This window comes from Cytobacillus sp. Hz8, from assembly GCF_042263505.1.
GTDB lineage: Bacteria > Bacillota > Bacilli > Bacillales > Cytobacillaceae > Bacillus_BE.
This window is the reverse complement of record NZ_JBHKFI010000010.1, coordinates 77,595-90,473: the sequence shown is the minus strand read 5'-3', so window position 1 is coordinate 90,473 and position 12,879 is coordinate 77,595. Positions and strand designations below refer to the sequence as shown.

Genomic DNA, 12,879 nt, shown 5'->3' with positions numbered 1-12,879 from the left:
TCTAAAACCACATAAAATGAAGTTTTATTTAAAGAAGGAAGAGAAATGCTGACACCATTCAAATGGATTATTTTTCATCAAAATATTTTTTGAAGGTTGTTGCTCTTGACTAACCCCTTAGGGAATAGCTTATGATAAATTTGAGGTGATTCAAGGTGCTTATTCATGAAGTATGTAAAGAATGCAGATTAACCAAAAAGGCAGTTGAATATTACGTAAAACAAGGACTAATTCACCCCGTGGTCAATCATAATGGGTATCGAAATTTTAATGAACAGGATGTCTCTCGATTAAAAGAAATCTCTGTGTTACGGAAACTTGATTTCAGTATTTCTGAGATTAAGAAGATTCTAGAATCAAACAATAAATCGGCTGTTTTAGCAAAGAACAAATTTCTCATGGATTTAAAGGTGCAAAAATTGCAGGAAAAGCAGGTATGCCTTGAACACTTAATGAATGGCTATGACATTGAAAAAGAAATAAAATATATTAAAGAGCATCTTGATCACTGTTTTACGATAAAAGAAAAGCTTGTACAAGCCTTTCCAGGTACTTATGCCATGTTTTTAGCCATTCATTTTGGTCCATTTTTAAATGAAAGAATCAATAGTCCCGAGAAAAAAGCTGCCTATAACAACATCGTCCAATTTCTTGATCAACTAACTATTCCTAAAGAAATAGAGGAGTACATAGAACAGGCCATCTCTGTTGAAGTAGAAGACATGGAATTAATCAATCAAGAGCTATTCAAGGTTACCGAGGATGTTGAACAATACTTTTCTAAACATGAAAACCTAGAGGAGTACATACAACTGCGTTCATCTCAGGAATATCAATCTACTCCCGCTTATCAAATGGGAAAAGCCATAAGAGAATTTCAGCAAATCAGTGGATACAATGACATATTCATCCATAATTTAAAAATATTAAGCTCTTCTTACAGAGAGTATTCCAATCGCTTACAAAAAGCGAATGAGTGGATGGTGAGAAAATATCCAGAAGTCGCAAACTGGTATCAAGAGGATAAATAATTCTTTCATTTCCGCTAATTTCACTGTAAAATAAATCCGAACTGGAAAATTGTAGCTAGAGTTCCGCTATCCTGATAGGTCTGTGATCAAGGGCTACATCTTTTACATATGGTAAAGGGCACCTATTGACATAAAAGGTCCGAGGGGAAAGGTTCAGCGTATTTGCTATACGTTGAAATCTTTCCTCTCGGCTTTTTTTATTTTAAAGGAGGATATTAAGATGAACCAAATTGACGAAATAAAAGCTGGAATTGCCGTGATCATTTTTAATGAAAAGAAGCAGGTTTTGCTGCAGAAGAGAGCGGACGTAGGCCTGTGGGGAATTCCTTCTGGACATATTGAAATAGGAGAAACCGTTTCAGAAGCTGCTATTAGAGAAGTTAAAGAGGAAACCAACCTAGAAATCGAAATAATAAAACTGATCGGTGTTTATTCAGAACCAGCATCACAAGTATTTAACTATCCCAATGGGAAGACCGTTCATTTTATCACCACTTGTTTTCTTGCAGAGGTGAAGGGTGGGAACCTTAAATGCAATTCCAATGAATCCTTGGATCTTCGTTATTTTGGGCTTGAGGAACTGCCACACAATTTATTATCCATGCATCCCTCTTGGTTAAAGGATGCATTATCTAAAAGAAAAATGGCTTTTATTCGATAAGAATTTTTCAGGGAAACTAAAATAATAGCTATGCTGAAAGTTTCCCTGCCTCTTTTGGTACTTGTTTATTCAAGGCTAGTAAAAGAATCATCCCAATGATACAGGCGGTCCCGGCCCATTGAAAGAAACCAAATGGTTCTTTTAACCATATGACAGTTGTCAAAACAGAAGCAAGCGGCTCCAAGCTGCTAAGAAGACTGGTCTCCTTTGCTGAAAGGCTTTGCAAGCTTTCTATGTAAAACCAAAAGGCTAACATAGTGCCAAATACAATGACAAATATTAAATATAAATAAGCTTCTCCATTAAAACGGTGGAGATCAACTCGCCAAAGTGGATGAATAAAGCTTAATGCACTACCTCCAATCAGCATCGCCCAACCCACAATAACAAAGGAATCAAATTGATTTAATAACCGAACAGCATATAAAGTATAGAATGCTGAAGCAACCGCAGACAATATCCCCCAGGTAATCGCAGGCATCGGCACAGATAGCTGCGATAGAGAGCCATTTGTTAGTAAGAAAAAGCAACCAAATAAGGCAAGGAAACAAGTTAACACATCCTGACGAGATAGGATGGTTTGTTTACGGATGACTAAATAGAGAATAATCATGGCAGGAGATAAATATTGCAAAAGTGTAGCAACCGCCGCATTTCCATGTTTGATAGAAGCCATGTATGTATATTGGACAGTTAACATACCAAATATCCCAAATATCAATAACTGCAGGGCCGCTTTTTTGTTTTTCCAAACCTTAAGGATTTGTGTTCGATCTTTCCCCAAAAATTGAACGGTTAAAAGGAGAATTCCTGCAATCAGCATTCTCGCTGTGACCAGCCAGTTCACTTCTATATCAAACTGTTGAAATAGCTTTTGGGAAACTGTTCCGCCTACACCCCAAAATGTTGATCCGATTATGACAAGGGCTAAACCTGTTTTCCTCATATGTATATTCATTCGATTATCTCCATAAATTAGATATTACCTATATTATAATAATTAAAAAAATTCTGTAAATAACTTTAATATAAAAACAAGCAGAAGATTTTCTCTGCTTGCTTCAAAATCAGATTATTCTATTTTCCAAGATAATGTAAAATGACCTTTATGTTTTTTCCCACTAACTTGCAGTTTATATTTTCCCGGTTTGTCTATTTGCACCGTGTCATCAGTCTCGATTGACTTTATCTTCCTACCTTCTGAATTGATGACACTAGCAGTTAGAGTGCCTTTTTTCGTGACAGAGGAAAAATGAACAGCAAGCGTTTCTCCGCTTCTAATTTTTATAGTTTTAAAATAGTGGCCAGTGAAACTGCTGTATTTTCCACTCATTTTCTGATGAGAGACACCGATATCTCCTACGGTAATCCGGTAGGAGCCACCTGAACAGCCTGTAAACATAACTAATATAATAACCAATAAACCATAGATTTTTACCTTATTCCTCATTTTTTCACTTCCTATTTTGAAAAAAATTTTCTATTTCTACAAATACAATAAATATACGAGTATGGACAGAAAATGTTCATTATTTCACAAATAGTTCATGAATAAAATTATTTAGAAAAGGGGAAAGATGGAATTTCCCATGAAAAGGTTACGTTGATTCAGGCTTTTTGACTTCTAAAGTACTAAGTGGCCTTGTTAATCCTTAAACTTCTTCCGACCAACAGCTGAAAGGAAAAGGACAAATTCTTCAGTTCCATCGAGTCCTAAAATTGAATCAATTAGTTCTTGATCATAGATCCCTATTGCACATGCACCGGCATCAACGGATTCACTGGCTAAATATAGATTTTGGCTTACGTGTCCGATGTCAATCAGGATTTTTTTATGTGTAGATACATCGTATTTCCATTCCGAGCGATAAGGAATCGTACTCCATGCGAATAAAACCGCCGCTCTTTTGGCGAAATTCGGCACAAATGGCTGCTCAAGGGTAATCGCATCGATTTGATTCTCCATTTCATCCAGTTCAAATAAGTATAAAAGCTTGTGCTCAACCGGTAAATATCGATAAATACCTGCTGAAATTCCATCTACACACTTGATAAATAAATACGTTTCAAAGGTATGAGTGGCACCACTGCAAGGTACAGTACGCAGTGTTAACCCATTCTTTGTCGTCCCTGTGATTCCCTGTGTTGCCCATAAAAGATAAGAAAGTTCTTCGAGACTAATTGCCTCATTGGCATAAAACCTTGTACTTCTACGTTGCTTGATGCAGTTATATATATTCGGTTGGTCTAACACATCCGTAGTGACAGGGGGGAGTGCGATGATTTTTGCATTACTGTCATAGGCCTTGACGCTTGGCGGTTGTGGTAATCCTTTATTCTTATCGGTCTTAATCTTTTTAAATTCAAGAAAATCCGATTTTAAAAAATTCCTTTGTTGTTCAAATCTTATCATGATAATTCCTCCAATATGATGTTTACCATCTTCATCATAGACTTAATTTCTAAAACTTCAGTGAGCTAAATCATAGGAAAAAAGGAAAGAAACTTCGAATAATAAAGATTCATCTCTATACAAAAAACCGCTCAAAGCTTGATATTGAGCGGTTTCAATTTGAACATTTTTTAATTAGTAGCACACCATTTGATCCGAGAATGTATTCATGAAATTTTGTTAACTATTGATTAAAAAGCACCAGATCCTCCACCGCCACCTCCAACTCCACCACCACCTGAGCTTGAAGAACTGCTGCTAGTAGACTCAGCTGTTTTTTGTTGAGCATAATAGAAGTTACTGGATGCTGCCTGACCAATAAATAGCAAACTGTATAAATTGTAATCGGATTCCCCATCGCCATAATTGCTAGAGGAGGGAGGTGGTGCAAAAGATCGAATCAATTCTTCATTCTTTCTAATCATTTTCTTATCATTGATCCCGATTCCGTAAATATAGGCGCGCATTTGGTCATCATTTATTAGAGCTTCCCAATCCTTTGTAGTCAAACTTTGCATCCGTTCTTTCATCGAATTCCATTCACGAATGACCATTAAGCCGCTGGAATTTTTCGGTACATAAAAGATCGCCATTGCAAAGAAACCTAAAATTAAAATAATCAACGCAATCAACCAGCCGTATAAGTCATATGAGGCAAAGATAAAAACAAACGGGATCAAAAGAACACTAATAAGACCAAGAAGAAGTCTGAACTTTCCATTCCTCTCATAAAAATTTTGTTCATTTACTTCATTTATTACTTCAGTTTTCCATTTTGAAAATGCCTTTTGGTATTTTTCATGGTTAGCTTTTCTTTGGATATAGGTTTTCAAATCCGCAAATTGAAATTCTCCATTTGAACCAATTTCATCAAATAAAAAATGAATAAAGATTTCTTCATGCTTGCGAATTCCTGAAGGGATATTTCCTAAAACAAAACGGTTTTCATCCTTTTTCACTACGTATCCTTTTCTAACTAAGTCTAACAGGGCCGCAGCCATTGCTTCAGAAGATAGCTGTCTCTTAGTAAAATAAATCGTAGCAGGCATGCTCAAGTTCTCTTTTGGCAAATAAAAGAAGGGATCTAATTTTCTTTCCACGTCCATCTTCTTTAGGTGTGATCGCATTATCACCCAAATAATGATCAAAATGAGGATAAGCGAAAAAATCGGTACAAGAAATAGGGCAATTGTAGAATAGATGTCTTTCTTTTTCGTCCAAGCAGCTGCTTCATCCTTTAGCTTTTGTTCAGCCCCCAAGATATCTGATTTTCTTTCTTGATGAGAGGTAACAGTCGCTTTTGGAAAAAGGGAAGTATCATAAGCTACACGGATATCTCCGTTTTCCTCTGAAGGGACCTCCCCTAATTGAAAGAGAACAGAACCATCTGTCAATACTTTTTCTGTATCAAAGGCTTCATCATAGCCAAAAGCAATCACATCCTGTGTTTCACTTGGAGGATGGACCGTAATATTCATATTTTCATAGGTTGATTCATTCCGTTCATCAAAAAATGGCCAATAAAATTCGGCAACATCAGAATAAACATCCACTCCATTTTTGATTGTATAGGAAATCGTGACTGTAATGGTATCGTCCTCGCCTTTTCGATAAACTTTATACAAATTTTTTTCTTTTTTAACCTTTAAGACTTTACCGTGCTCAATTGCTTTAAAGTTGGAGATGCTTGCACCTGCCTTCGGAACGATTTCTCTCGTTATGCCATTGAACTCCCCATCAAAGGAATACGTTTGTTTTTCTGTAACCTTCACCTGTCCGTTTTCCTGCAAAAAGGCATCAATTTTCATATTCGTAATCGAATAATCAACGGCCATACCCGCTTCTGGAAAAAGAAACAGGGCAGCGATCATACTCATCATCAGAGGAAAAATCAATCGTAGTTTACGATTCAATTTCAGGTCACCTGCCTTATTCGTGTAGAAATAATGAACTTTGCTAAAATTTGCTAAAGCTTTACCCCTTTATGATACAAATAAATAAAAATGAAGTATATTATAAAGTAAAATTAAGGGAAAAGAAGGGAGGAGAAAAGCAATGCAAATAATAGAGGATGATTTATCAAGTCCTAAAGTAATTGCTTTAATTAAAGAGCATTTACATGGGATGAGCTTACTTTCACCACCAGAAAGCATTCATGCACTTAAGATTGAGGAATTAAAAAAACCTGAGATAACCTTTTGGAGTGCATGGGAAGGGAATTTCTTAGCTGGAATCGGTGCATTAAAAGAACTAAATGTTAAACATGGAGAAATTAAATCGATGCGGACCGCTACTCCATTTCTTAGAAAAGGGGTCGCTAAAAAAATGATTGAACAAATAATGGACGAAGCTAAAAAACGCAGCTATCAGAGGTTAAGCCTGGAAACCGGTTCGATGGAGGAATTTGAACCTGCAAGAAGACTGTATAAAAGCTTTGGTTTTGAGTATTGCACACCTTTTGCTGATTATATCGAGGACCCTAATAGTGTCTTTATGACTAAAAGATTATAAAACCAGCAAAATAATGAATAACAAAAAGCTTGGTTGAAGCCAAGCTTTTTAAAGGAACGATTCAATCCACAAATAATCTCTTTCCTTAGTTTTTTCGTTTTATCTAAATCAACCAAGAATATTTTAACCTTTTGATAAACTGAATCACCTGTTTTTATAGAAGAAGGGAAGAGACGTTTCGGAAAATCCCTTATACTCCCACTTTCCAGTTTGACGGCAAATTATCTCTTTTTCTTATTAGGAAGCGCAGCCATCGTCTTAGCTTTGGTGACCTTTTCAAATTCAATTTGAACTTCAATTTGCTTATTCTCAGTTTCCCTTACACTCAAAACCTTTCCTTTACGGCCCTTAATTTTAATTTTTTCATCGACAGTGGGAATATTTTGAAGAAGCTGACTTAAAACAACGGTTTTATTTTCAATAAAATGAACCATAACCATCTTTGGATGCTCCTTTTGGTTTAATATATGATCAATCTGATTATTATTCATAATTATTGAAAAAAGGAGATTTATAGAAGTATCTTCCATAAAAAAGTTGTATAATTTTTACATACTTATCGTTTCATTGTATTGGAGGAAGGAATATGAGAGCTAAAAAAATCATTTTATTTGATTTGGATGGGACCCTATCAGATCCCAAGATAGGAATTACCAAATCCGTTCAATATGCACTGAAAAAGATGAATATCGAAGAACCTGATCTTGATATGCTGGAATGCTTTATAGGACCACCTTTATCTGTATCGTTTGCAGAGTATTATGATTTTAACGAATTCCAAAGAAATCAAGCAATTGAGTTTTACAGAGAGCGGTTTAAGGAAAAGGGGATGTTTGAAAATAAATTGTTTTCACTAATCCCTGACTTGCTAAAAGCGTTAAAAGATCAAGGACTTACACTTGTTGTTGCAACATCAAAGCTAACCGTTTTCTCAGAGCAAATTTTGGCCTATTTTCACATTGACACCTATTTTGATCTCATTGTTGGAAGTAATCTTGATGGAACCCGATCCGCTAAAGGGGAAATCATTCAATACATCCTTGAGCATTACAAGGATCATCCAAAAGAGGACTTTATCATGATTGGGGACAGAAAATACGATATCATTGGAGCTAATCAGACAGGGATAGATTCAATTGGGGTAACGTATGGGTACGGTACCTATGAGGAATTAGCAGCCGCCAAAGCAACTTATATTGTGGAAACGGTTGAAGAATTGAAGAATATTATATTGAGAGAAAAAATGAATTAGCCCAAGGAAAAGGCCGATTCATTTTGAATGAAAACATACGTACCACCTTAAACTTCATTCCAAAGGTAAAGGGCAAAAGAGTGATCCTTGGAATAGATGGATTAAGTCGCTCGGGCAAATCAACCTTTGTCCAAAAGTTCGCCACAGAGCTGGAAGAAAGACATATTCCAGTCTGTGTGATTCATATGGATAATTATATTGGAAATGATCTTAGCTAAAGAAAAAGCTAAAAAAGGGGATTACATTTTCACAAATAAGGAGAAACTCCTCAAACAAGTAGCGAAGGATATGGATGTAGACTTCATATTTGCACCATTAGAATCAGCAAAGTTGGGCAATTAATGAGGATTGTCTACACACTTACCTTACACCTCACAATTTTCCTAGTAGAATGAAATAAAAACTAGTATATACTCCCTATCTTTTGAAAATTCCATGTTTCTAACAACTCTAGTCTAAGAAATATTTTTCCTCTTGCATACCTTATAATGAAGAGATAGAAATATCTTTTTCAAGCCGCCGCCTGCAACTCATGAACACCTCTCAAAAACAGTGTACAAATGTACACTGTTTTTTTTATTTGGATAATGACTATAATCTATCAGACAAAGATGGAATTTTAAAACTACTATATGTTTGTCCATTTCAATACTATTTCCCAAATCATATCTTATTATTACAGGATGCTTATTAGCATTCTAATTTTGAAACGTGGTTGGAGGTGAGTAAACATGAGTTGGGGCTACGGATATGGTGATGGCGGCTACTCAGGAGGCTACAGCGGCGCTGGTTCTAGCTTTGCCTTAATTGTTGTTCTCTTTGTCTTGTTAATTATCGTTGGTGCAGTAATGTGGAGTGGTTATTAATATTACCACAAATAGATTAAATTTACAGAAAAGGAAGGTGCATTAATTTGGGTCACGGAATGGGAACTGCCTTCGCGTTAATTGTTGTTCTGTTTATTTTATTAATTATTGTTGGTACGTCTTTCACAGGTGGTTATTAAGTATAATAACATGACACTCTATCAGATTGACTTATTATCTGTACAAACAAGGACAGATTATTGCAATCTGTCCTTTTATTCAAAATATCGTAACAGGAACAATTGAAAAATTCAAATTAAAAATCTCTTAGAAAAGGGGGGAGTAAAATGCCAAGATTAAGGAGACACGTGGGAAATGCAGTTATAATTCGTGGAAGAGACGGCAGAATTCATAGAGGAAGACTGGCTGGGGTTGATCCACCTAGAGGGATCATTATTATTGATGGTTTTGGAAGAAGAAGATTCTTTTCCTTCTTTTTTATCGCTGCAGTTTTCACTTTTGGAGGGATACGTATTTTTTAGGTAGATTTATGGACAAATCTATTTATCAGAACATGGAGAGTAGGATAATATAATAACTGAAGCTTGTAGCTTCAGTTATTATATTAAATGCACCTAGCATGGGTGTAATCTAAATGGTAAAAAAGAATACCAGAAGATTATCTTTATTTTAATTTCTTTTTTCAAAAAATATGAGGAATACAAATGAGATTAACTTGAACAGAAAAGAGAATTTCGGTAGTGCAAATTAGGGTTATTAGCGAGATAATAGATAATAGACCACTATAAATTTAAATTTGTTTTAAATTTTTCATTCTAGTTTAAGCGAAGCGGAGGAAGATTTATGAATGAACTCCTTCATGAGGAAAAGCATTTCAGGGACTCAGAACTCATTCGTGATATTGTGATTGGCATGTCTGATGGTTTGACAGTTCCATTCGCCTTAGCTGCAGGGCTTTCGGGAGCTGTAGATTCTACTGCTATCATTTTAACAGCTGGTGTAGCTGAAATTGCTGCAGGATCGATTGCTATGGGACTTGGCGGATATTTAGCAGGAAAGACGGATGCTGAACATTACGAAACAGAACGCAAGCGTGAAGAAAGAGAGATTATTGAAGTTCCGGAAAGAGAAGAAGAAGAAGTTGCTGAAGTGTTCAGGGGCTATGGATTAGAGGAGGAACAAATCCAATCGATTACAGCCACTATGAAAAAGAGTCCTAAACAATGGGTTGATTTCATGATGAAATTTGAACTTGGATTAGAAGAACCTGACCCGAAAAGGGCAAGAAAAAGTGCTTTAACGATTGCGATTTCCTATATTGTAGGGGGAATTATCCCTTTAGCGCCATATATGATCATTTCTAATCCTGCTTCTGCTTTACAATTGTCTGTTATCTTAACGTTGATTGCTCTTTTGATATTTGGTTACATAAAAGGAAGATTTACGGGAAATGCACCTTGGAAGAATGCAATCCAAACCGTGATTGTTGGAGGGCTTGCAGCAGCTGTGGCATTCGGGCTTGCTCGATGGTTTTCTTAACTAATAATATTGCTAGAAGCAAATTAATAAAGACATTAACTTAAAATGTTAATGTCTTTATTAATTTGACAGATAGGGAATAATCAACAACAGTGAAATAAAAGGCATGGAGGAAATATTTTTATGATAACAAATACAGATAGATTGAATAAAATGGAAATAAGTCTTTACAACCAGAACATTTGTTCGCATAATAGAATAAAGCAAGATAATAGTAAGACTGGAGGGACATAGATGCCGAGAAATCCAGAAATTACAGATGAAGAAATAATCAAAATGTACAAAAGTGGGAAGCCATTTAAAGAAATGGTCCCCATTGTTGGGATCACCGACCGCGCCATTCGAAATATTTTATATAAACACAACGTGTCCATGAACCGAAAACAATCCTCCGGGCAACCGCGAAAACATAAAGTAAATGAAGATTTCTTTAAAAAATGGTCTCATGAAATGGCTTGGGTGTTGGGGTTGTTTATTACGGACGGGAACGTTAATAATCAGACTCATTCAATCTCGTTTGCACAAAAAGAAGAGAAAGTACTTCAACAAGTGGTCATTTTTATGGATGCGGACTTAAATCTTGCTCCACCAGGTTCAACAAGAAACACAGCAACTTTAATCATTAATTCAAAAATCATTAAAGAAGATCTTGCAAAATTAGGGGTACTTCCAAACAAATCATTAACCGTCCCATTTCCAAAAGTGCCAAAAGAATTTTTGACATCCTTCATCCTGGGAGTAATTGATGGGGATGGTTGGGTTTCTAAAGATGGTTACGGTTTGCATATTACCTCTGGCAGCAAAGTATTTGCATGTCAACTGATGAAAATATTTCAATCTTGGGCAATTTTATCTACCATTACTCAAGAGAATTCTCAAGCAGGAAATCCTATTTATCGTGTATGGGTGAAAGGGAAAGAAAATCTTATCCGTTTAAGTAATATAATTTTTCAAATTAATATAGGCCATTATATCAATTATAAGAGAATTAATATGTCACAGCATTCTAATGATCAAATGAGTTATTTAGAAAATTTAATCAATCAACAGAGTTATCATCTTTTGGGTAATGATATATGGAAAATTGAGAAGGGAAAATTAATCAAGATTAATAGCGATACGAAGGTTAAATTTAGAACGAACATTAACAAAATCATACTTGATAATATAAAAGAATTAGCAAATAACCAATCAACTCATGTAAATGAATTTATCGAAGAAGCTATAAGGTATGTTTTAACACTTAACAACATTAATGTAATATTTAAATCTCAAAAAGTTGAACGTGTACAATTTAATACTACTTATGATAAAAAATTATTTAATGACCTAAAAATCTTTGCCAAAAATCATCGAATATATATTAACGAAGTGATTGAATATGGTTTACTTTCACTATTTTTTAACAATCGGGAATAATTATGAGCATTTTCATTTAGTAGAAGAGGGTAGACACATAAGGGAGAAGAAAGGAAGTTCCACTTTTTTCTTTTTTCTAGTTAACATAATATATATTATGGGAAGTTAATTAAGAATAAAATATCACGTCTCATAAACTAAGTATACTTAAGATAGTGAGATAAAATTAAAAACGCACATTGAATCAATGTTGTATACATAACCGAATTTTTATAAAAAAATCCATACAGTCGATCATTCTCCAAAATTTATTGAACCAAATGCATAAACATAAAGCCCGGTATTTTGAAGCAAAGTTGTATACATAACATAAAAATGAACCCAAGTTGTTTACATAAATTATAAGCTCATTTTCAATACCCGTGTATTTTCTAGTCTATTTTGAATATAATTTCCAATATTCCCCTTGACTATTCCCATATTTATGTAAAACTACCTTTCTAAATTGTAGTGTTTTTATAATTAAATATAGGTCATTATAAAAATTTATTAAAAAATATGCAGAGGCCTTTGGTGACAATGCTCTTTACGCTTTACAATTACGCCATTCATTTGCAATAAAATCATTTAGTAATACACAGCTGCTTGATTTTATCCAACAGTTAGGTTTTTTTCTATAAATCCTATATGGGTATATGTAAATAATAACAATAAAAATAGACACTAAAGACCTTTAGTGTCTATTTTATTTACAGCAGAACGCAATTCATCATTTGTAAGATGCGTATATATCATTCATTATAGCAAATACTTCGTCAAATTAGTATTTTACGTAATAATCTTTTTTGATTAACATTGATTAACACAAGAATTAATTTTCGATTTCGAACCTTTTCTCATCCTATTTCACTAATAGACATTAAAATTGAATTACAGGTATGTGGTAATGCCCCGTGGATTCTAATATAATTGTTGGCTCAACCTTAGACTCCTTCTCCACCTCCTCTAAAAAGCGAAGTAAATTTGTTAATTCCTCAGTAGTGTGAGATACAGTAAAACTTTTTCCATATGGCTTTCCTTTATCTAAAAATGCTTGAACCTGACTTTCCCCTTTTGAAACATCCAGACCAACTACTGGATTCGTTTTTTATCTCTTCCTCTCCATTTATTTGCCAGTAACCCCTATTCCTCCATGCAGTTTCAGATATAAAAAATACTGGAAGGATTTTCTTCATTCTATCTGCTCC

At 34.8% G+C, this 12,879-nt stretch carries 15 protein-coding genes and 1 pseudogene; 9 read left to right on the top strand and 7 right to left on the bottom strand.

Annotation, left to right across the window (positions count from 1 at the left end; translation table 11 throughout):
* The first annotated feature begins 155 nt into the window (after positions 1 to 155).
* A complete protein-coding gene (locus ACE38V_RS13650; RefSeq protein ID WP_375841949.1) occupies positions 156 to 1,031 on the top strand; it encodes a MerR family transcriptional regulator in 876 nt (291 codons plus the stop codon).
* Positions 1,032 to 1,251: 220 nt separating this feature from the next.
* Positions 1,252 to 1,692: an NUDIX domain-containing protein gene (locus ACE38V_RS13645; RefSeq protein ID WP_375841947.1), complete on the top strand. Its 441-nt coding sequence runs from the start codon at positions 1,252 to 1,254 to the stop codon at positions 1,690 to 1,692.
* 28 nt (positions 1,693 to 1,720) lie between these two features.
* Here the strand turns inward: ACE38V_RS13645 and ACE38V_RS13640 are convergent, their stop codons facing one another.
* The 4 genes from ACE38V_RS13640 to ACE38V_RS13625 all read right to left on the bottom strand — a co-directional run bounded on the left by ACE38V_RS13640 (position 1,721) and on the right by ACE38V_RS13625 (position 6,057).
* Positions 1,721 to 2,650 (bottom strand): DMT family transporter, encoded by a 930-nt coding sequence (locus tag ACE38V_RS13640; RefSeq protein ID WP_375841945.1) that lies wholly within the window; start codon positions 2,648 to 2,650, stop codon positions 1,721 to 1,723.
* Between the two features lie 114 nt (positions 2,651 to 2,764).
* Positions 2,765 to 3,142, bottom strand: coding sequence for a hypothetical protein (locus ACE38V_RS13635; protein WP_375841944.1), 378 nt, complete (start codon positions 3,140 to 3,142; stop codon positions 2,765 to 2,767).
* Positions 3,143 to 3,337: 195 nt separating this feature from the next.
* Complete coding sequence (locus ACE38V_RS13630; protein ID WP_375841942.1) at positions 3,338 to 4,105, bottom strand: SagB/ThcOx family dehydrogenase; 768 nt, start codon at positions 4,103 to 4,105, stop codon at positions 3,338 to 3,340.
* Positions 4,106 to 4,335: 230 nt separating this feature from the next.
* The gene (locus ACE38V_RS13625; RefSeq protein ID WP_375841940.1) at positions 4,336 to 6,057 is read right to left on the bottom strand and encodes a DUF2207 domain-containing protein; all 1,722 of its coding nucleotides are present in this window, start codon (positions 6,055 to 6,057) and stop codon (positions 4,336 to 4,338) included.
* Positions 6,058 to 6,199: 142 nt separating this feature from the next.
* Here ACE38V_RS13625 and ACE38V_RS13620 point away from each other — a divergent pair, with 142 nt between their 5' ends.
* Complete coding sequence (locus ACE38V_RS13620) at positions 6,200 to 6,655, top strand: GNAT family N-acetyltransferase (protein ID WP_375841938.1); 456 nt, start codon at positions 6,200 to 6,202, stop codon at positions 6,653 to 6,655.
* A gap of 221 nt (positions 6,656 to 6,876) precedes the next feature.
* Here the strand turns inward: ACE38V_RS13620 and ACE38V_RS13615 are convergent, their stop codons facing one another.
* A complete protein-coding gene (locus ACE38V_RS13615; protein ID WP_375841936.1) occupies positions 6,877 to 7,095 on the bottom strand; it encodes a hypothetical protein in 219 nt (72 codons plus the stop codon).
* Positions 7,096 to 7,241: 146 nt separating this feature from the next.
* On the opposite strand from ACE38V_RS13615, the gene ACE38V_RS13610 reads away from it, so the two are divergent.
* The 6 genes from ACE38V_RS13610 to ACE38V_RS13585 all read left to right on the top strand — a co-directional run bounded on the left by ACE38V_RS13610 (position 7,242) and on the right by ACE38V_RS13585 (position 11,692).
* Positions 7,242 to 7,907, top strand: a complete 666-nt coding sequence (locus ACE38V_RS13610) for an HAD family hydrolase (RefSeq protein WP_375841934.1) — start codon at positions 7,242 to 7,244, stop codon at positions 7,905 to 7,907.
* Between the two features lie 731 nt (positions 7,908 to 8,638).
* A complete protein-coding gene (locus tag ACE38V_RS13605; RefSeq protein ID WP_375841932.1) occupies positions 8,639 to 8,773 on the top strand; it encodes a YjcZ family sporulation protein in 135 nt (44 codons plus the stop codon).
* 59 nt (positions 8,774 to 8,832) lie between these two features.
* Positions 8,833 to 8,913 carry a YjcZ family sporulation protein gene (locus ACE38V_RS13600; protein ID WP_375842073.1) on the top strand — a complete coding sequence of 27 codons (81 nt, stop codon included), beginning with the start codon at positions 8,833 to 8,835 and terminating at the stop codon, positions 8,911 to 8,913.
* A gap of 147 nt (positions 8,914 to 9,060) precedes the next feature.
* Positions 9,061 to 9,255 carry a hypothetical protein gene (locus tag ACE38V_RS13595; protein ID WP_375841930.1) on the top strand — a complete coding sequence of 65 codons (195 nt, stop codon included), beginning with the start codon at positions 9,061 to 9,063 and terminating at the stop codon, positions 9,253 to 9,255.
* Between the two features lie 322 nt (positions 9,256 to 9,577).
* Positions 9,578 to 10,273, top strand: a complete 696-nt coding sequence (locus tag ACE38V_RS13590) for a VIT1/CCC1 transporter family protein (RefSeq protein WP_375841928.1) — start codon at positions 9,578 to 9,580, stop codon at positions 10,271 to 10,273.
* 234 nt (positions 10,274 to 10,507) lie between these two features.
* Entirely contained in the window at positions 10,508 to 11,692 is a 1,185-nt protein-coding gene (locus ACE38V_RS13585; RefSeq protein ID WP_375841926.1) for an LAGLIDADG family homing endonuclease, read from the top strand.
* A gap of 862 nt (positions 11,693 to 12,554) precedes the next feature.
* On the opposite strand, the pseudogene ACE38V_RS13580 reads toward ACE38V_RS13585, so the two are convergent.
* Positions 12,555 to 12,758: pseudogene (locus ACE38V_RS13580) on the bottom strand (IS110 family transposase); the annotation flags it as partial.
* Complete coding sequence (locus ACE38V_RS13575; RefSeq protein WP_375841925.1) at positions 12,712 to 12,867, bottom strand: hypothetical protein; 156 nt, start codon at positions 12,865 to 12,867, stop codon at positions 12,712 to 12,714. The pseudogene ACE38V_RS13580 and the gene ACE38V_RS13575, both read right to left, overlap by 47 nt.
* Positions 12,868 to 12,879: the final 12 nt, after the last annotated feature.

Excerpts from the sequence above, each read along its gene's own strand:
- ACE38V_RS13600 (WP_375842073.1), top strand. The coding sequence starts at position 8,833 with ATGGGAACTGCCTTCGCGTTAATTGTTGTTCTGTTTATTTTATTAATT.
- ACE38V_RS13640 (WP_375841945.1), bottom strand. The coding sequence starts at position 2,650 with ATGAATATACATATGAGGAAAACAGGTTTAGCCCTTGTCATAATCGGA.
- ACE38V_RS13595 (WP_375841930.1), top strand. The coding sequence starts at position 9,061 with ATGCCAAGATTAAGGAGACACGTGGGAAATGCAGTTATAATTCGTGGA.
- ACE38V_RS13620 (WP_375841938.1), top strand. The coding sequence starts at position 6,200 with ATGCAAATAATAGAGGATGATTTATCAAGTCCTAAAGTAATTGCTTTA.
- ACE38V_RS13635 (WP_375841944.1), bottom strand. The coding sequence starts at position 3,142 with ATGAGGAATAAGGTAAAAATCTATGGTTTATTGGTTATTATATTAGTT.
- ACE38V_RS13630 (WP_375841942.1), bottom strand. The coding sequence starts at position 4,105 with ATGATAAGATTTGAACAACAAAGGAATTTTTTAAAATCGGATTTTCTT.
- ACE38V_RS13590 (WP_375841928.1), top strand. The coding sequence starts at position 9,578 with ATGAATGAACTCCTTCATGAGGAAAAGCATTTCAGGGACTCAGAACTC.
- ACE38V_RS13605 (WP_375841932.1), top strand. The coding sequence starts at position 8,639 with ATGAGTTGGGGCTACGGATATGGTGATGGCGGCTACTCAGGAGGCTAC.
- ACE38V_RS13585 (WP_375841926.1), top strand. The coding sequence starts at position 10,508 with ATGCCGAGAAATCCAGAAATTACAGATGAAGAAATAATCAAAATGTAC.
- ACE38V_RS13645 (WP_375841947.1), top strand. The coding sequence starts at position 1,252 with ATGAACCAAATTGACGAAATAAAAGCTGGAATTGCCGTGATCATTTTT.
- ACE38V_RS13615 (WP_375841936.1), bottom strand. The coding sequence starts at position 7,095 with ATGGTTATGGTTCATTTTATTGAAAATAAAACCGTTGTTTTAAGTCAG.
- ACE38V_RS13575 (WP_375841925.1), bottom strand. The coding sequence starts at position 12,867 with ATGAAGAAAATCCTTCCAGTATTTTTTATATCTGAAACTGCATGGAGG.
- ACE38V_RS13610 (WP_375841934.1), top strand. The coding sequence starts at position 7,242 with ATGAGAGCTAAAAAAATCATTTTATTTGATTTGGATGGGACCCTATCA.